Annotated in this window: 14 protein-coding genes; 6 read left to right on the top strand and 8 right to left on the bottom strand. The window is 68.4% G+C overall.

Features of this window, described 5'->3' with window-relative positions:
• Window positions 1-110: 110 nt before the first annotated feature.
• Window positions 111-368, bottom strand: coding sequence for a hypothetical protein (locus QMG86_RS14520; protein ID WP_281880114.1), 258 nt, complete (start codon window positions 366-368; stop codon window positions 111-113).
• A 325-nt stretch (window positions 369-693) separates the two neighbouring features.
• Here QMG86_RS14520 and QMG86_RS14515 point away from each other — a divergent pair, with 325 nt between their 5' ends.
• The 4 genes from QMG86_RS14515 to QMG86_RS14500 all read left to right on the top strand — a co-directional run bounded on the left by QMG86_RS14515 (window position 694) and on the right by QMG86_RS14500 (window position 10,213).
• On the top strand, window positions 694-1,440 hold the full coding sequence (locus QMG86_RS14515) for a FadR/GntR family transcriptional regulator (protein WP_281880113.1): 747 nt from the start codon (window positions 694-696) through the stop codon (window positions 1,438-1,440).
• 3 nt (window positions 1,441-1,443) lie between these two features.
• Window positions 1,444-2,169, top strand: a complete 726-nt coding sequence (locus tag QMG86_RS14510; RefSeq protein WP_281880112.1) for a cache domain-containing protein — start codon at window positions 1,444-1,446, stop codon at window positions 2,167-2,169.
• A 217-nt stretch (window positions 2,170-2,386) separates the two neighbouring features.
• Window positions 2,387-2,602, top strand: coding sequence for a hypothetical protein (locus QMG86_RS14505; protein WP_281880111.1), 216 nt, complete (start codon window positions 2,387-2,389; stop codon window positions 2,600-2,602).
• A 462-nt stretch (window positions 2,603-3,064) separates the two neighbouring features.
• Window positions 3,065-10,213, top strand: coding sequence for a non-ribosomal peptide synthetase (locus QMG86_RS14500; RefSeq protein WP_281880110.1), 7,149 nt, complete (start codon window positions 3,065-3,067; stop codon window positions 10,211-10,213).
• Between the two features lie 56 nt (window positions 10,214-10,269).
• Here QMG86_RS14500 and QMG86_RS14495 read toward each other — a convergent pair whose 3' ends face one another.
• From QMG86_RS14495 to QMG86_RS14480, 4 genes are all read right to left on the bottom strand, one after another.
• Window positions 10,270-11,202 (bottom strand): undecaprenyl-diphosphate phosphatase, encoded by a 933-nt coding sequence (locus QMG86_RS14495; protein WP_281880109.1) that lies wholly within the window; start codon window positions 11,200-11,202, stop codon window positions 10,270-10,272.
• Between the two features lie 89 nt (window positions 11,203-11,291).
• Entirely contained in the window at window positions 11,292-12,317 is a 1,026-nt protein-coding gene (gene dmpG, locus QMG86_RS14490) for a 4-hydroxy-2-oxovalerate aldolase (RefSeq protein ID WP_281880107.1), read from the bottom strand.
• The gene (locus QMG86_RS14485; RefSeq protein ID WP_281880105.1) at window positions 12,314-13,294 is read right to left on the bottom strand and encodes an acetaldehyde dehydrogenase (acetylating); all 981 of its coding nucleotides are present in this window, start codon (window positions 13,292-13,294) and stop codon (window positions 12,314-12,316) included. The genes dmpG and QMG86_RS14485 overlap by 4 nt, the downstream gene beginning before the upstream one ends.
• Window positions 13,295-13,298: 4 nt before the next feature.
• Window positions 13,299-14,120: a 2-keto-4-pentenoate hydratase gene (locus QMG86_RS14480; RefSeq protein WP_281880104.1), complete on the bottom strand. Its 822-nt coding sequence runs from the start codon at window positions 14,118-14,120 to the stop codon at window positions 13,299-13,301.
• Window positions 14,121-14,324: 204 nt separating this feature from the next.
• Between QMG86_RS14480 and QMG86_RS14475 the strand changes: the two genes are divergently transcribed.
• Both QMG86_RS14475 and QMG86_RS14470 read left to right on the top strand, forming a co-directional pair.
• Complete coding sequence (locus QMG86_RS14475) at window positions 14,325-15,056, top strand: IclR family transcriptional regulator (RefSeq protein WP_281880961.1); 732 nt, start codon at window positions 14,325-14,327, stop codon at window positions 15,054-15,056.
• Between the two features lie 450 nt (window positions 15,057-15,506).
• The gene (locus QMG86_RS14470) at window positions 15,507-15,764 is read left to right on the top strand and encodes a hypothetical protein (protein WP_281880102.1); all 258 of its coding nucleotides are present in this window, start codon (window positions 15,507-15,509) and stop codon (window positions 15,762-15,764) included.
• Between the two features lie 266 nt (window positions 15,765-16,030).
• Here the strand turns inward: QMG86_RS14470 and QMG86_RS14465 are convergent, their stop codons facing one another.
• From QMG86_RS14465 to QMG86_RS14455, 3 genes are all read right to left on the bottom strand, one after another.
• Entirely contained in the window at window positions 16,031-16,171 is a 141-nt protein-coding gene (locus QMG86_RS14465) for a hypothetical protein (protein WP_281880101.1), read from the bottom strand.
• A 200-nt stretch (window positions 16,172-16,371) separates the two neighbouring features.
• A complete protein-coding gene (locus tag QMG86_RS14460; protein ID WP_281880100.1) occupies window positions 16,372-17,406 on the bottom strand; it encodes a cytochrome d ubiquinol oxidase subunit II in 1,035 nt (344 codons plus the stop codon).
• Between the two features lie 3 nt (window positions 17,407-17,409).
• Entirely contained in the window at window positions 17,410-18,831 is a 1,422-nt protein-coding gene (locus QMG86_RS14455; protein ID WP_281880099.1) for a cytochrome ubiquinol oxidase subunit I, read from the bottom strand.
• Window positions 18,832-18,961 lie beyond the last annotated feature (130 nt).

Genomic DNA, 18,961 nt, shown 5'->3' with positions numbered 1-18,961 from the left:
CGCGCGGGTACGAAGCCGCGCGCCCGGCTCTGCGGCCGGGCGCGCAGTCGTCTGGGTCGCCGGCCGAGTCCAACACGACGCCTATCGCGCGGAGCGGGGTTCGGTCGAGTTCACGCCCATGCGGGCTGCCCGCACAGGGGCGGGATGAGTTTCGCCCAGAATTCGCGGCGCACCGCGTCCCACAGCCTCGTCAATTCCGGAAGTAGTTCGCGCGCCTGCGCGAGATCCGGGTAGTTCCCCGGGCCGAAGGAGGCGACCGGCGAGGCATCGCACGTTTTGTCCACGGCGACGATCGCGATCAGGTGGTGCTGGACGAAACGCCACGTCACGCGCACGCCGTCGACTTCCGTGTGGTGCGTATCAGGCATGTTCGACACCCCGGGCCGACGACTCGCGACGGTCGCGGAGACGCCGTCGTGGATGTTCGCTATGACTGCTCTGGCTCTCACACATGGAGAAATCCTGCTTCGATCGTGACATCAACGCGTCCGGGTGCCCTGGTGGGCAGCTCACGACCTATAACATAAGACATTAGATGTCATAGCTCAATGGGCGGCGGGCAACGATTTCGTCGCGTTCGCCGCCTCGGCGGCCGCCGATCGCGGCATCACCGCTGGTGTACCTCTAATTTCAGAGTTCATATTTCAAGTGTTCGGGACTAGGCTCGGGAGGTAAACCCATCGAGGAGTCGCGTTGTCCAAGCAGGAGAGCGCCGGTCTGACCGCTCTCGGCGCCGTGCTGTCACCGCTCGAGGGCGGCGGCCCGAAAACCGAGGCCGTGGTGCAGCGTCTGTGCGCTGCCATCAGCCTGGGCCTGATGGCAGACGGCCAGCAGTTGCCGAGCGAGACCGATCTGGCCAACCAGCTCGGCGTGTCGACCATGACCCTGCGCGAGGCGCTGGCCGTGCTCCGGCAGCGCGGCATCGTGCACACCAAGCGCGGACGCGGCGGCGGGAGTTTCATCCGTGGTGCGGCGGACGTCCTGGAGGGCGCCTCGGTGGCGCGGTTGCAGCAGATGAGCATCCAGGAGCTGCGCGACCTGGGCGACGAACACTTCGCCGTCACCGGAGCGGCTGCCGTGTTCGCCGCGCGCCGCGGGGTGCGGGCCGATATCGCTCGCCTCCGGTCCCTGGCCGATCGGCTGAAAGACAGCAGTGAACCCATTTCGGCGCGCCGGGCCGACAGCCGCTTTCATATCGAGATGGCGGTGTGCGCGCAATCCACCCGGCTGACGCGCGCGCAGGTCGCTCTGCAGGCCGAACTCTCCGCCCTGCTCTGGCTGCCCCGGCTGAATCTGGATCCGGCGGCCGAAGCCGTCGCCCATCGCGATCTGGTAGACGCCATCGAACAAGAAGACGACATCCGGGCGAGAGAACTGGCAGAATCACAAACCGAATCACGAATCCGCCGCCTCGTCGCCCTACGCTTGGAACTCAGTTGATCGATGCGGGATACCGATAGCTTTTCCACCCCGGTGACCGTCGAGTCGCTCGCCGAGGCCGTCACCGAACTCGCCGACGAGGTCTATCAATCGCTCGGGACGATCGGGGCCGGGCTGGCGGCGCTGTGGGAAGGCTTGGCCGAGAGGCCGCGGCACACGCCCCGATCGACCGATCTGGCACCGCTGCGCGACACTATCGTCGCGGAACTCGAGCGGCGCGGAAAACTGTTCGCAGGCGCGGGCTTGGTGATGGCCGACGCCGTTCTCGCCGATCGCCCCCGATATCTGGAGTGGTGGTCGATCGACGCGGAACGCGGACCGCAACGCCTCGTCCTGGAATTGAATCCGCAGAACGAGTACTTCTACGACTACACGGTTATGGAATGGTTCGAGATCCCGCGCGACCAGGCACGGCGCTGGGTGCACGGGCCGTGCCTCGATTACGCCTGCACCGATCAGTACGTCTGCACCTTCGCTCTACCGGTGACGGTCGGATCGGGCGCCTTTCTCGGAATCGCCGGGGCCGACGTTCCGGTCGCGTCGATCGAGGAGTGCCTCCTTCCACGATTCCGGGCATTCGAGGACCGGGTGCTGCTGGTCAACAACGAGGGCCGCGTCATCATGGGAACCGATCCCGAATTCACCACGGGATCCAGGACGAGCCGGATGAACCCGCCTGCCGCCGCGGTGCCCATCGAAGCGATGCCGTGGTCGTTGCAACCGCTGTGATCCCCCATGCGCACACACGTCGGTGCTCTCGCCGCTCGGACACACCGCGACGGATTCAGGGGCATAGGCTCCGTCCACAACGGCCGTGACCTGCCGGAGAACTGGGTGCGTCAGTCCGGGCCATCGGTGAGCAACGACCCGCAGGGCGGCGTCGTGCCGGTGCGCCCCGATGAATGGGGTCGTGCGGCGCGGTGGCATTCGCCGAATACTCATGCCCATGAAGGCGATCACCGCGAGCCTCCTCGTGACGGCCACACTCCTCGCACCGCTATCGACCGCGTCCGCCGCGCCGTTCGAGCAGCAGGCGACCATCGCGGATACCGGGTCGGCCTCGACCGGACCGGCCACCCAAGCGCTGTGCCTGCTGCTGCGCATGTTGCGCGCCGGATACGTCGACAGCTCCGGAGGCGGTCCCGTCTGCACCTTCCCCTGATGCCGCGGGCGGCGACCGGTCCGGGCGCAGCCTGGAGGTTCGCGGTGGCCGAGACACGAGCACGAACCTTCTGATACGGCCGGGATGCCGCCGCGATCGTTTCGTGCGGCGGACATCTCGTACACACGCCGCACCTCGTCCCCCGCCCCGGAGCGGAGGGGTCGCGTACGCCGGACGAGCAGGCCGATCGAGGCGCATCATGGGGTTTGCGCTGCATTTCAGCACTTGGTCGGCGAAAGGTGTGAAACACAGCATAATTCGCCAGGCGCTGCAGTATGCCGTGGCGTGGGCAGGTGACCGGCTGTGTACTGTCCCCCGACGGGGGCAGAGGGTCTGGTGCTTCTCGTGCGAGGAGCACCGGTCTGTCTGCGACACCATTGCGAGCAAGTAGCGAGGTTGTGGGTTGGATCGATGGTGTTCGGCCAGAGGAGCCGGCGCCACCTGAGTGAGAAAGCACGGGAAATGAAGATGGACCGCCGTTCCGCGCGTGGAAACCGCCGTCGCCGTTCCGGCGGTCTGCTCTTCGGGCAGCTGCTCACCGCCGCGGTCGAATCCGCCGCAGACACGGTCGCGATCCGATTCAGCCCGACGGGTGATTCCGCCGATACCGTCGAGCTGACCTACCGGCAGCTCGACGAATCGTCGTCACGGTTGGCGCGCGAGCTGATCGACCGGGGAATCGGCCCCGGCGACGTGGTGGCCATCGGCATTCGGCGCTCCCTCGAGTCGGTGCTGTCGGTGTGGGCCGTGGCCAAGACGGGCGCCGCCTACGTGCCGATCGATCCCACCTACCCGCCCGAGCGGATCAGCTACATGGTGTCCGATTCGGGAGCCGCGTTGGGTCTGACCACGTCCGTATACCGTGCGGCACTGGGTACTTCCATCCCGTGGATCGAACTCGACGATCCGCGAGACAAGGAGCGGATCGCGGGGCGGACCGCACACCCGGTGTCGTACACCGATCGGGTGCGGCTGCTCACCGAACATCATCCCGCTTACGTGATCTTCACCTCCGGCTCCACCGGCCGGCCCAAGGGCGTCGTGGTCACCCACTCCGGATTGGGCGCGATGGTGGCCTCCGAACGGGAGCGCTACGACGTCACGGAGGGCTCGCGGGTGATGCACATCTGCTCGCCGAACTTCGACGTATCGGTGCTGGAACTGCTGCTCGCTTTCGCCACCGGATCGACGCTGGTGATCGCGCCGCCGACGGTGTTCGGCGGGTTCGAACTCACCGAACTCCTTCAGCGCGAACGCGTCACCCACATGCTGATCACGCCCGGCGCACTCGAATCGGTCGATCCCGCGGGCCTTACGGACCTGCGCGTCGTCATGGTCATCGGCGACCGGTTCGGACCCCACCTGGTGAACCGGTGGAGCAGTGACGGCCGCGCAATGATCAACGGCTACGGTCCCACCGAGGCGACGGTCATCGCGACCAGCAGCGCGCCGCTCGTCCCGGGTGAGACGATCACGATCGGCAACGCGATACCCGGATTCGGCCTGTTCGTACTCGATTCCCGCCTGCGCCCGGCCCCGGCCGGCGTGGTCGGCGAACTGTATCTGTCCGGCCCCGCGCTGGCGCAGGGCTACCTCAACCGGCCGGGCCTGACCGCCGAGCGATTCGTGGCCAATCCCTTCGGCGGCGAGGCCGGCAATCCCGGCTCGCGCATGTACCGCACCGGCGACTTGGCGCGCCGCCTGAACACGGGCGGCATCGAGGTCCTGGGTCGCTCGGACTTCCAGGTGAAGGTCCGCGGTTTCCGCGTGGAACTGGGCGAGATCGATGACGCGCTGAGCCGCCATCCGGATGTCGAGTTCGCGGCGACGCTGGGCAAGCGGCAACCGAACGGTTTGACCATGTTGGTCTCCTACGTGCTGCCGAAGGACGACATGGCAGGCATCGACACCGCCGCGTTGGTCGACTTCATCGCCGAGTCGTTGCCCGCGTACATGATTCCCGCGTCGATCATCGTGCTGGACGAGATTCCGTTGACGCCGGTGGGGAAGTTGGATCGGGCGGCGTTGCCGGAGCCGGTGTTCGCGGCGCGGGCGTTCCGGGCGCCGTCGACGCCGGTGGAGGAGATCGTCGCGGAGGTGTTCGCGGCGTTGCTGGTGCCGGAGGAGGACGGCCGCGTCGGCGCGGATGACGACTTCTTCGAATTGGGCGGGAACTCGCTGCTGGCGGCGCAGGCGGCGGCGCGGATCGGTGCGGCGTTGGATGTGCGGGTGCCGGTGCAGTTGCTGTTCGAGGCGACGACGGTCGCTGGGTTGGCGGCGCGGGTGGAGCAACATGCGGGGTCCGCGGCGGGGCAGGCGTTGCGGGCGTGGCCGCGCCCGGAGCGGGTGCCGTTGTCGTATGCCCAGCAGCGGATGTGGTTTTTGAACCGGTTCGATCCCGCGAGTGGGGTGAACAATATTCCGGTCGCGGTGCGGTTGAGCGGCGCGTTGGATATGGCGGCGTTGCGGGCTGCGGTAGCGGATGTGGTGGCGCGGCACGAGGCGTTGCGCACGGTGTATCCGGATGTGGACGGCGAGGGCTACCAGGTGGTGCTACCCACGTCCGATCCGCGTGCCGTGCCGGAACTCGTGGTCGAGCAGGCCGAGGAGCCCGAGGTGCCCGAGCTCGTGGCAGCCGCGGTAACCGAGGGTTTCGATGTCACGGTTGCGCCGCCGGTGCGGGTGCGGTTGATCGTGTTGAGCGAGTCCGAGCACGTGCTGGTGTGCGTGGTGCATCACATCGCGGGTGACGGGTTTTCCATGGGGCCGTTGACTCGCGATCTGATGAGCGCTTATGTGGACCGGATGCGCGGCGGGGCGCCGCAGTGGCCGGCGTTGGAGGTGCAGTACGCGGATTACGCGTTGTGGCAGCGGGAGATCCTGGGTGCGGAGCAGGACCCGGATTCGGTTCTGGCGCAGCAGGTGGGGTTCTGGCGGCAGGCGTTGGCGGGGTTGCCCGAGCAGGTGGAGTTGCCCGCGGATCGGGCGCGGCCTGCGGTGGCGTCGTATCGGGGTGCCACCCTCGGGTTCGATATCGATGCCCAGGTGCATGCGGGGTTGAGCCGGGTCGCGCACGAACACAACGCGACGGTGTTCATGGTGGTGCATGCGGCGTTGGCGGTGTTGCTGGCGCGGTTGTCGAATTCGCGGGACATCGCGGTCGGCACGCCGGTGGCCGGGCGCGGGGAAGCGGCGCTGGATGATCTGATCGGCATGTTCGTCAACACGCTGGTGTTGCGCACCGACATCGATCCCGGGGTGTCGTTCGCGGGGTTGCTGGCGGGGGTGCGGTCGGTGGATGTGGCGGCGTTCGGGCATGCGGATGTGCCGTTCGAGCGGTTGGTGGAGGTGCTGGACCCGCCGCGCTCCCCGGCGCGGCATCCGTTGTTCCAGGTGATGTTGACCTTCCAGAATCTGACGGTGCCGGAGTTGGCGTTGCCGGGTTTGTCGGTGTCGGGGCTGGATCTGGCGGTGGGGCTGGCGAAGTTCGATCTGCAGTTGGCGGTCGCGGAGAACCTCGACCGGCACGGCCGCCCGGGCGGGTTGTCGGCGGCGTTCACCTATGCCACCGATCTGTTCGACACCGCGACGGTGCGTGATTTCGCCGACCGGTTCACCCGGATCCTGGCCGCGGTCGCCGCGGACGCGTCGGTGGTGGTGGGTGATATCGATGTGCTGGCCCCCGGGGAGCGGGAGTTGGTGCTGCACGAATGGTCCACTCCCGGGGCGATCGTGCCGGAGGTGACGTTGGTCGATGTCATCACCACCCAAGCCCGCAACCGGCCCGAGGCGGTCGCGGTCCGCTACGGCGAGACCGCACTCACCTTCGAGCAACTGCATCGCCGCGCCAACCAGGTCGCGCGCGCGTTGATCGCCCACGGCGCGGGCCCGGAAACGGTGGTCGCGGTCGCCGTGCCGCGTACCGAGGAGCTACCGGTCGCGCTGCTCGGTGTGCTCATCTCCGGCGCGGCCTACCTGCCGATCGACACCAGCTACCCGGTACAGCGGCTGGAATTCATGCTCGAAGACGCCGCGCCGGTGTGCGTCCTGACCACCACCGGGCAGGAGGCGGTGCCGTCGGGTGCGTTGCCGGTGGTGTCGTTGTCCGACGCGGCACGTTACTCGGATGCGCCGGTCGAAGATGGCGAGCGGGTACGGCCGCTGCGCCCGGACAATTTGGCCTACGTCATCTACACCTCCGGCTCCACCGGCGTGCCCAAGGGCGTCGGCGTCGCGCACCGCAATGTGCTGGAGTTGCTGGCCAATACCCAGCCGTTGTTCGAGTTCGACGAAACCGATGTGTGGACGTTGTTCCACTCCTTCGCCTTCGACTTCTCGGTGTGGGAGTTGTGGGCCGGGTTGGCGCACGGCGGCAGCGTGATCGTGGTCGACTATCTGACCTCCCGCTCCCCCGAGCAGTTCCGTGAATTGCTGATCCGGGAAGGGGTGACCGTGCTCAACCAGACGCCCTCGGCGTTCTACCAGTTGGTGGAGGCCGATCGGGCGGCGAGCGCGGGTGAGCTGGCGTTGCGGTACGTCATCTTCGGTGGGGAGGCGCTGGATCTGCGGAAGCTGGGCCGCTGGTATGACCGCCACGGTGAACGCACCCGGTTGGTGAACATGTACGGCATCACCGAGACCACGGTGCATGTGTCGTTCCTGCCCTTGGCCGCAGAGGATGCGCGGGAGTCGGCCAGTGTGATCGGCCGCGCCCTGCCCGGTTTGGCGGCGTACGTGCTGGACTGGCGGCTGCACCCGGCGCCGGTGGCGGTGGCCGGTGAGATCCATGTCGTGGGTGCGCAGCTCTCCCGCGGGTATCTGGGCCGTCCCGGACTGACCGCGACCCGGTTCGTGGCCGATCCGTTCGGTGCGCCGGGGTCGCGAATGTATCGCTCGGGTGATGTCGGCCGCTGGCGTACACGCGGCGACGACGCCGTCCTCGAGTACGCCGGGCGTGGCGACCAGCAGGTCCAATTGCGTGGTTTTCGTATCGAACTCGGCGAGATCGAAGCGGCGCTGCTGCGCTGCCCGGGAGTGAGTCAGGCGGTCGCGCTGGTCCGCGACGACGAGCACACCGGTCAACGCCTCATCGGCTATGTAGTGGCCGACACCGGCGCCACCATCGATCCGGCCGCGATCCGCGCGCAACTCGCGCAGTTCCTCACCGGCTACATGGTCCCCGACGCGGTCGTCACACTGGAAACGCTGCCGCTGACCCCCAACGGCAAACTCGACCGCCGCGCGCTACCCGCACCGGAGATCAGCAGCGCGGTCGCCTACCGCGCGCCGAGTTCGCCGGTGGAGCAGGCGGTGGCGGAAGTGTTCGCCGCGTTGCTGGGTGCGCCAGAGGTCGGCTTGGACGACGACTTCTTCGCGTTGGGCGGTAACTCGTTGGTCGCCACGCGGGCGGTGGCGCGGATCAACGAGGCGCTGGACGCGAATGTGGCGGTGCGCGAGCTGTTCGAAGCGCCGACGGTGGCAGCGCTGGCCGCGCGGGTGGTGCCCGGCGCCGGGGGCGGCGCCCGCCCCCACCTTTCGCGCGCCGAGCGGGTGGAACCGATCCCGTTGTCGCTGGCGCAGCAACGGATGTGGGTGCTCAACCAGTTCGACCCAGCCTCCCCTGCTTACAACATTCCGATGGCGATCCGGTTGACCGGGGAATTGGATGTCGCCGCATTGCGGTCCGCCATGGCGGACGTGCTCGAACGCCACGAATCGCTGCGCACCCGGTATCCGGCCGGGCCGGGCGGATTGCCGTACCAACAGATCCTCCCCGTGGAGCAAGCCCTGCCCGGCGGGCTGGAGATCACCGCCACCGACGACCCGCTCACCCAGGTGACGGAGTTGATGCTGACCGGGTTCGATGTCACCGAGCAGGTGCCGGTGCGGGCACTGCTCGCGCGGGCCGGCGCCGATGAGCATCTGCTGGCGGTGGTCGCCCACCACATCGCCGCCGACGGCGCGTCCATGGCGCCGCTGGCGCGCGATCTGGTGACCGCCTACCTGGCCCGCAGCAGCGGCGAATCCCCCCGCTGGTCGCCGCTGGAACTGCAGTACGCCGACTATGCCATCTGGCAACGCAGTGTGATCGGCACCGACGACGACCCCACCTCCGTCGCCGCCCACCAACTGGCCTACTGGCGCAGTCAACTCGACGGACTGACCGGGGAATCCGACCTGCCGCTGGACCGGCCCCGCCCGGCGGTGGCTTCGATGCGCGGCGCCCATACCGGCTTCGCCCTGTCTCCGGAAATCCATCAGGCCCTCACGGCCCTGGCGCGCGAGCACAATTGCACCTTGTTCATGGTCGTGCACGCCGCCTTGGCGGTGCTGCTGGCGCGGTTGTCCGGCGACCCGGACGTCGCCATCGGCACACCCATCGCCGGACGCGGCGAACGCGTGCTCGACGACCTGGTCGGCATGTTCGTCAACACCCTCGCCCTGCGCACCCGCGTCGAGGCGGGCATGAGCTTCACCGAACTGGTCGACCAAGCCCGCGAAACCGACCTGGCCGCCTTCGCCAACGCCGACATCCCCTTCGAACGCGTCGTGGAAGTCGTCGCCCCCGGCCGCGCGACCACCCACAACCCCCTGTTCGGCGTCGTGCTGTCGTTCCAGAACAACGAACAACCCACCCTGCGGCTGCCCGGCCTGACCGTCGCCGCGCTCGACACCGGCAGCGTCGCAGCGAAATTCGACCTGCAGGTCAACGTCAACCCCCACCACCGCGACGACGGCACCCCCGGCGAACTCGACACCGTGTTCACCTACGCCACCGACCTGTTCGACGAAACCACCGTCCAAACCCTCGGCCGCCGACTCGAACGCATCCTCACCACCATCGCCACCGACCCGCACACCCTCATCGGCGACATCGACATCCTCGACGACGCCGAACGGGAATTCGGCACGGCCAAGAGGGATGCCGCTCCACCGCAGAGTTCGGCCACGACCGCGGGCACCACGCTCACCCAAGCACTCGTGGCCGCGGTGGAGGACGACCCCGACGCCCCCGCCGTCGCGTCCGGCGACGAGGAGCTGTCCTACCACGGTTTGGAGACGCGTTCGTCGCGGTTGGCGCGGGTTCTCATCGCGCGCGGCTGCGGACCGGGCGCGGGCGTCGCGCTGCGGCTGGACCGCGGCATCGAGGCGGTCATCGCCACCTGGGCCGTCCTCAAGACCGGCGCCGCGGTCGTCCCGGTCGACGCACTCGACGCACCGCTGCCGCACGAACCGGAGATCAAGATCGGTCTCACGACCGGCGGCTCCGGCTCGACCGGCGCGCTGGACTGGCTCGCCCTCGACGACCCCACCCTCGTCGCCGAGATCGCCGCCGAATCCCCCCGCCCGGTCACCTACGCCCACCGCACCCGCGCCCTGCGCGGCAGCGACGCGGCTTTCGTCGGGGAGCAGACCCTGAGCTATGACGATTTGGCGGCCGCGGCCGCGCAATTGCGCGACGGTGCCGAACTCACCTACGAGTCCGAAATAGTGCAGCGCGAGGAACCGGGATCGTCCGCCGCTCTGATCGAACTGGTCGCCGCCGGCAGCGTCGGCGCATCGGTCGTCCTGGATGACGACAGTGAGGTGCCGACCGACGAATGCGCGTAACCGGTTGATCGGCCCGGCTCGCCGGAGCCGGGCCGTAGACCTCCGTCCAGGCGACCTCAGCCGAAGTGGACGAGTGAGACAGCCCCGGCGGCGATGCAATACACCGCGAACGGCAGGAGGGTGCGGGTCTGGAAGTACCGCTCCAGGAACCGTACTGCCAGCCAGGACGACACTCCGGAGACGATGGCGCCGACCAGCACCGGCCCGCGGATGCCCTCGGTCCTCGGACCCACCAGTTCGGGAATCTCGAGCAGACCCGCGCCCAGAATCGCCGGGGTGGCCAGCAGGAAGGCGAACTTGGCCGCGTGCTCGTGCGCGAGACCACGCCACAAGCCGCCGACCATGGTCAGGCCAGCACGGCTGAAACCGGTCAGCAGCGCGCCGACTTGGGCGAAACCGATCCCCAGGGCATCCCGTGCCCCGAGGGCGGCCAGCGGCCGGTCGGATTGGCGACGGGTCTCCGCCTCGGCGGTGAGCGTGCCGCGCCGGGCTTCCTGCCGGGCGAACCGTCGGCCGTATTCGGCCAGGGACGGCTCGTTCCGACGGCGCAATCCCTCGCCGATGATCAGCACGACACCGTTGAGCGCCAGGAAGAAGGCGGCGTAGACGGGCGTCCCGAACAAGGCGTGCAGCGGATGCTCCAGCAGAAAGCCGAGGACGCCGACGGGAACGGTGGCGATGACGATCAGCCACGCCAGCCGCTGCGGAATGGTGTCGAGCCGCCCGGTGCGCAGCGTGGTGAACAGACCCGCGACGATCGCGCACCAGTCGCGCCAGTAGTAGCCGAGCAGCGCCACCGCGGTCGCCACGTGCAGCGCCACCACGAACGCCAGATACGGTGTGCCGGATTCGCCCTCGCCGGTCAGCTTCTCCCAATCGCCGCCCAGCCACGCCGCGACCAGCACGGAGTGGCCGAGGCTGGAGATCGGGAACAGTTCGGTGACACCCTGCACCGCACCGATGACAGTCGCTTGAAAGTAGGTGAGCATCGTCCCCGAGTCTCGCACGCGTGCAACGCAATCATGGGAGGGCCTCGGCTCGGTGACGACGACCACCACCATCGGAGAGGTCGACGCGGTCAGTCCGCGGAGCTGCTGGACGCGGCGACCAAATCCAGGGCGATGTCCACGATGAGGTCCTCTTGCCCGCCGACCAGTCCGCGGCGTCCCACCTCGAGCAGGATCGTGCGCACGTCGATTCCGTAGCGCCGCGAGGCGGTTTCGGCATGCCGCAGGAAGGACGAGTAGACCCCGGCGTACCCGAGAGTCAGGGTTTCCCGGTCCACGCGCACCGGGCGATCCTGCAATGGCCGCACCAGGTCGTCGGCGGCGTCTTGCAGAGCGAACAGATCGCAGTTGTGCTTCCAGCCGTACAGGTCGGCGACGGCGACGAACGGTTCGATCGGGCAGTTGCCCGCCCCGGCCCCGTGCCCGGCGAGCGAGGCGTCCACCCGGGTGACACCTTCCTCCACGGCCACAACGGAATTGGCCACCGACAACGACAAGTTCTCGTGCGCGTGGATGCCGATCTCGGTGCCCGGATCGAGCACCTGACGGTAGGCACGGACCCGGTCACGGACACCGTTCATGGTCAACCGGCCGCCCGAGTCGGTGACGTAGACGCACTGCGCCCCATAGGATTCCATCAGTTTCGCTTGCTCGGCCAGGCGAGCTGGTTCGGCCATGTGCGACATCATCAGGAACCCGGAGACGTCCATGCCGAGTTCCCGCGCGGTGGCGATGTGCTGGGCGGACACATCGGCTTCGGTGCAGTGCGTGGCCACCCGCACCGACCGGACGCCCAGTCGGTAGGCGTGCTTCAGTTCTTCGATGGTGCCGATGCCTGGCAACAGCAGGGAGGTCAACCTGGCGTGCGTGAGATTCGCGGCGGCGGCTTCGATCCACTCCCAATCGGTGTTGCTCCCCGGGCCGTAGTTCAAGCTACCTCCGGCGAGGCCGTCGCCGTGGGCGACCTCGATGCCGTCGACCCCCGCCGCGTCGAGCGCGGCCACGATCCGCCCGACGTCGTCGGGAGTGATGCGGTGGCGCACCGCGTGCATGCCGTCGCGGAGTGTGACGTCTTGGATGAACAGCTGGGTGGTCATCGGAGCGCTCCCTGTTCTGCCGGTGCGGCGATCGTGTCGGCGATGGATTCGGCGTAGCGCACGGCCGCCGAGGTCATGATGTCGAGATTGCCCGCGTAGGCCGGTAGGTAGTGGGCGGCTCCTTCGACTTCGAGGAAGACCGTCACCTGGTGGGTGGGCGAGGCCGCCGCGTCCGGGCCGAGCAGCGTGTGCACCGGCTGGTCTTCTGGGACGGCGGTGATCTGGACCTGCTGCTTGAGGCGATAGCCGGGCACATAGGTCGCCACATGCGCGATCATCTGCTCCACCGATTCGCGAATCGCCTGGTGGGTACCGGAATCCGGCGCGGTGACCAGGCACAGCACCGTATCGCGCATGATCAGCGGCGGGTCGGCCGGATTGAGAATGATGATGGCTTTGCCGCGCCGGGCGCCGCCGACCGATTCGATCGCGTGCGCGGTGGTCTCGGTGAACTCGTCGATATTGGCGCGCGTACCCGGTCCGGCGGATTTCGAGGCGATGGACGCGACGATCTCGGCGTAAGCGACCGGTGTGACGCGGGAGATGGCGGCGACGATCGGAATGGTGGCCTGGCCACCACAGGTCACCATGTTGACGTTGGGCGCATGACGATGTTCGTCGAGGTTCACCGCCGGTACGACGAACGGGCCGAGCGCGGCGGGCGTCAGATCGATCAGGCGTTTGCCGAGCGGTTCGAGCACCGCGGCGTGCGCGGCGTGGGCTTTGGCGGAAGTCGCGTCGAAGATCACCTCGATGTCGTCGAAGTTCGGCAGCTTCAGCAGTCCCTCGACGCCGTCGGCCGTGGTCGGGACCCCGAGCCTGCGCGCGCGGGCGAGGCCGTCGGATCCGGGGTCGATACCGACCATGGCGCCCATCTTCAGCACCTCCGAGTGCCGGATCACCTTGATCATCAGATCGGTGCCGATGTTGCCCGATCCGATCACCGCGACTTCGAGCTTGGCGGGGCTGTCGTTCATGGGTTCACTCCTGGATGAAGGTCGCGGTCACCGAACCGAGCCCGGTGATGTCCGCGGTGACGGTTGCGGGGCCTTCGATGGCGGCCATCGGTCCGAGCGCTCCCGAGAGAACGACCTGACCAGCCCGCAGGGGACGGCCGAACTCCCGCGTGGTGCGGGCCAGCCAGGCCAGCGCGTGCAGCGGATCGCCGAGGCAGGCGGCGCCGGTTCCGGTCGACACCTCGGCACCGTCGATCGCCATCCGCATCTGTGCCGCGACGGGCTCGAAGGAATCGAGGGTGCGGCGATCGGTGCCGAGAACGAAAAGGCCGCTCGAGGCGTTGTCGGCGACGGTGTCGCCGAACGTGATGTCCCAGCCGGCGATGCGGCTGTCGACGATCTCCAGTGCGGCAACCGCATAGTCGACCGCGCTGCGCACCTGCTCCGCGTCGAGTGGGCCGTCGACCAGGTCCGCCGCGAGCGCGAACGCGATCTCCGCTTCGACCTTCGGTTGCAGCAACCGGCTCAGCGGCACGGGCGTGGCCTGCCGGTAGCGCATGTCATCGAACAGCACGCCGAAGTCGGGTTGGTCGACGCCGAGCTGTCGCTGTACCGCCGGGGAGGTCAAGCCGATCTTGCGTCCGACGACTTCGGCGCCCGCCGCGATGCGCTCGGCGGTGAGCAGCTCTTGCACCGCGTACGCGGCGGCTATGTCGTCGGCGCCGATCAAGTCGCGTACCGGTGCGCACGGGGTGCCGGAGCGGGCAGCGGCGCTGAGCCGGCCGGCCGCGAGCGTGGCCGTGTCCGCGGTCGCGGAGCGTCGGTCGAGGTCTGGAGGTGTTGGCATCGGCAGTCCCGGATTCTGGTGAGGAGGGCGAAACAGTGGTCTCACTGTCGCCGCGGCCGCGACCGCGCCGCCAGCAATGCGTTCCACTGAGCCGAACGCCGCACCGGTAGAGTGACCCGGGGTGCCGAAAAGGTTCGGAGGTCTACGGTGTCATCCGCGTTCGCAGGCCGTGCGGTCGACGGTACGACCGTGCTGGGCAAGATCATGGCGGTGCTCGAGGCGTTCGCCATCGACGACACGGCCTTGAGTCTCGCCGAACTCGCGCGACGGACCCGCATTCCGAAGGGCACCTTGCACCGCGTGCTCGCCGATATGGTGACGGTGCGGCTGCTGGACCGCACCGATGCCGGGTATCGGCTCGGCGGCTATCTGTTCGAGCTGGGTATGCGCGCGTCGGTCGAGCGGAGTCTGCTGGAGGTGGCCATTCCGTTCCTCGAGGAGCTGAACGCCCGCATGCACGAGACCACGCATCTGGGCGTTCTCGACGGCATGGAGGTCGTATATCTGACCAAGATCGGCGGGCGCAGGCAGGCCAGCGCTCCGTCGCGGATCGGGGGGCGCATGCCGGTGCACTGCACGGCCATCGGCAAGGTGCTGCTGGCCAACGCCGATCCGGCACTTCGCGAAAAAGTGCTGGCCGGACCGCTTCGTCGCTACACCCCGCGGACTATGGTCCTGCCGGGCACGCTGCGCCAGCAGCTCGATCGCATCGCGGCCGACGGCGTGGCCTTCGAATTCGAGGAATCGACTCCCGGCCTCGTGTGCGTGGCCGCCCCGGTTCGTGAGGGCGACCGAGTGGTGGCCGCGATCAGCGTGGCAGGCCCGTCCCACCGGTTCCATCCCGATGCCCACGCGGCCTCCGTCCGCGCGGCCGCCGAGGGCATCGGGCTAACCCTCACCCGGCGGGCTCGGTTGCTGCGCACGCCGCCCGCCTGAGCGGAGCGCACAACGCACCGAACAAGCCGACGATCGTCGCCGGACCAAGTGTGGAGACCATACCGTTGCGATGCGTCGCTGGTGATTTACCCACCGCGCTCCCATGCTCTCGAAACCGGGCACAGGCAGGCGCGTAACTCGTCGTATAGAAGTTCGCTGACGGGTTCCCCGCAGGTATATCCATCTGTTACATTACCGATGCGGAGCCTATATAAACACGTGCTGCGCGTCGTCCGTACGACAAAGTCGTCGCAGGACATCCGACCCGACAATGACGTCGGAGGCCGACAATGCCGTCGGCCGCCCAACGGATCGCCACCCCGCCAGGTGCCAGCCCGCCTCGCACCACCCGGCGTTCAGGCGAGTCGCGCTGCGTGGTGCGGAAAAGACCGCGACAATCGTGGGCGACTCGCCGCCCGATCGGACATTGAGCCGGAGGAAACCATCGACATGCCGATCAACTTCTTGAGTGGGCTCGATTTGATCGCCGCGCTCGACGCGCGCAATGTCGAAGCCCACCTCGCCGATGCCGTCGAGGGCTGTACGGCATGCGCGACAACCTCCCGGCCGGGGCCCGGCTGCCCCGCCGGCCTCGCCGCCCAGATCCGCGTCGCCGACTCCGTACCGTCGACGCTGACGGCGATCGAGCTGGTCGACAGGCTACTCGCGCTGCGCCGGTCACCGGCGCCCGAAGGCTCCGGCATGTAGCACGGCCGCACGACGAACCATCTGCCGACGGGACGGTGCGGTTGCCGTGGGCATCTACCGCGGCGACATCTCGCGGGAACGCCGCGCGGTCTCCGCCGTGGCTGGCCCCACGAGACGTCGCCAGCGCGTCTCTTCGGTGGTCATCGGCATGATTCGAACGGCCGCTACCGGAAGAGATGCGGCGTAGCGCTCGGATCCGGGATCCGGTCGACACCTCGCGACCGACGAACGGCAGCCGCGACGGGACGCCGGCCGCCGGGATGGGGTCAACTCGGCGTCGTGGTCTCCGCGCGGGGGAATCGGTGGCCCATGACATCCGCCCACCATGCGCTCAAAGCGCTGGACTCGGGCCAGATGATCCGCTCTCGGTCGTCGTCGATGCTGGGCACGTTCGCGTCCTCGATCACGATGCAATCCTTTGCGCCGTCAATCCCTCGGAAGAGGCGCCTCCCGCTCCGGTCATCGAGCGGTGGGCCCTGGTTGCGTACCGGCACGACCGCGCTGTCGGGCCGATACGTGCACCGGGTACCACGGGCGACCGTAAACAAACCGTTCTTCCGGTACTCGCATGGGATTCCCGTCACACGGTTCACCGCCGGCAAGGGTGCTACGCCTTCTCCGGAGATCGGACCTGAGCGGGCTCGTCGCGGACCCACGCGTCGGTCTGGGTGAGCCAGAACAGATAGGTCAGCGCGGGAAGCACCGTGACGGCGGCGACCGCGACCACGGCGAGCAATCCGACCAGAGTCGCTCGGGCACCCGCGGCATCCGCGATGAGCATCTCGTCGACCAGGATCCACGGCGTCTGCGCGACCGCCCACCCGATGACGATCGCGGCGACCGCGACCGTCGCGGGCACGCGGGCCCACGCGAATCGGCGACGGTACACCAGCACCAGGGTGAGCACACCGGCGGCGGCGGAGAGCGCGATCAGCGGCAAGGCGCGCCCGAGCAGTCCGGAGCCCAGGGTCGGTGCGTCGTGCCGGATCGGGGCGATCGCGGCGATCGCGACCGCCCCGGTCACGCCACCGACGATCAGGGTGCGGGAGCGCAGGTAACCGGCGAGTGTGTCGTCGCCCGAACGCGCGGCGTCGGCGGTGAGGAAGACCCCGGCGAGGAACGCGGACGTTCCGACGGCCAGCGTCCCGCCCAGGATCGAGGTCGGATTCAGCCACGACCGCACCCGGTCGCCGTACCCCTCGGCGGGCACCCGCCCGGAGGCGATCGCGCCGACGGCGGTGCCGAAGAAGAACGGCGTGATGAGCGACGCGCCGGCGAACAGGGCGCCGAAGAGGCGAGCCTGGCGCAGAGTCGCGGAGTACTTACGGAACGCGAAGTTCGCCCCGCGCAGCACGATACCGAGCAGGGCCAGACTCATCGGGATGAACAAAGTGGTCATGATCGCGGCGAACGCCGTCGGGTAAGCGGTCCACAAGAACACCAGGATGTAGATCAACCACACGTGATTGGCTTCCCAGACCGGTCCGATGCTGTGGTCGATGAGCACGCGCAGGCGGCTGCCGCGCCGGGGCCCGCCCGCGGTCAGGTCCCAGAATCCGGAGCCGAAGTCCGCGCCGGCGAACAGCGCGTACAGCACCACCCCGGTGAACATCGCCGTCGCGACCACGTCGGAAAGATCCATCGGTCACCCCGTTCCGACGCTGCGGGCACGCTGCGCTTGGTCGACCGGCGACGCTCCCGGCCCGTAAGGGGCGGTGATGGTCGTGGCGCCGGTGCGCCAGCGCCGGGCCATGGAACGCAGGACGACGATCGCACCCACCGTCATCCCGACGTACACCAGCAGCACGCTGACGTAACTCCACCAGAGGCCGGTGCTCGTACTGGCAGCGTCGGTGGTGCGCAGCACCTGCCACACCGTCCACGGCTGACGGCCTACTTCCGTGGCGATCCAGCCGCACTCCAGCGCGAGAATCGCCAAGGGCCCCGCGGCTACCGCAGCGACCAGGAACCAGCGTTCGGCCAGCAGGTCGCGCCGCCGCCAGCGCAGCAGCCAGAACACGGTCACCATGAGCGCGAGCAGGGTGCCGATGGCGACCATGCTCTGAAAGGCGAGGTGGGTGAGGTTGACCGGCGGACGATCCTCGGGAGGTATGGCATCCAGACCCGGGACCGGGGCGGTCAGGGAATTGCGGGCGATGATCGAACCCAAGCGCGGAATCTCGAGCGCACCCCTGACCTCACCGTCGACGAGGACGCCGCCCAATCGCAGCGGGGCGGGCCCTTCCGCGGCGGGGGCGAGTTCGAACGCGGCCAGCTTCGACGGTTGCGTGTCGTGCACGCGCATTCCGAGGACATGTCCGATGAGGGGCTGCGCGAGCGCGGCGACGGTAGCGAAGACGAACGGGACCGTGAACCCCAGCCGATGGTGTGCGTCGCGACGTCCCCGCAGCAGACCGGCCGCGTAGACCCCGGACACCAGGAATCCGACGACCATGAACGCCCCGACCCACATATGCGCGAACTGCAGGTAGACGCCGTCGTTGAACATCGCTCGCCACGGATTCACCTCGGTCACCTCGCCGTCGACGAGGCGGAAGCCGGTCGGGTTGTTCATCCACGCGTTGACGCTGACCACGCAGAAGGTGCCGATCACCCCCGCGACGCCCATCGGCACGAGCATGGCGAGGTGCAGGCGCGGGGCCATGCGACCCCAGCCATAGAGATAGATGCCAAGGAAGATCGCTTCGATGAAGAACGAAAGCCCTTCGAAGGCGAACGGCAAACCCAGCACGTCGCCGTAGCGGCCCATCAGCCCCGGCCACAGCAAGCCCATTTCGAAGCTCAGCACCGTCCCGGAGACCGCGCCGATCGCGAACAGGATCGCCGAAACCGTCGCCCACCGCTTCGCCAATCCCAGGGCCGTCCGGTCGTCGCGGACGATGCCACGGCGATGCACCACATAGATCATGGCGGGGAAAGCGACCCCGAAACAGGCGAGCACGATGTGCCACCCCAGCGAGAACGCCATCTGCTGGCGCGCGGGCAGCAGGCCGGGCGGCCCCTCAGCCGACGCCTGGTAGAGCGCGGCGAGCGTGCTCGACACCATGCCAGCCCCTTTCCGCATTCTCGGCAGCCGCATGTCTCACATGCATCCGGCCCTTTCGCGGATATCCCCCTTTTGCACCCCGCCAACCAGGCGAAGTAGTACAGATCCAAGTGCTCGTCGTAGCGGAGCC

It is taken from the genome of Nocardia sputorum, from assembly GCF_027924405.1.
In the GTDB taxonomy this organism is placed as follows: domain Bacteria; phylum Actinomycetota; class Actinomycetes; order Mycobacteriales; family Mycobacteriaceae; genus Nocardia; species Nocardia sputorum.
Note: the sequence above shows the minus strand (reverse complement) of the source record. Positions and strands in the feature narration are given on the sequence as shown.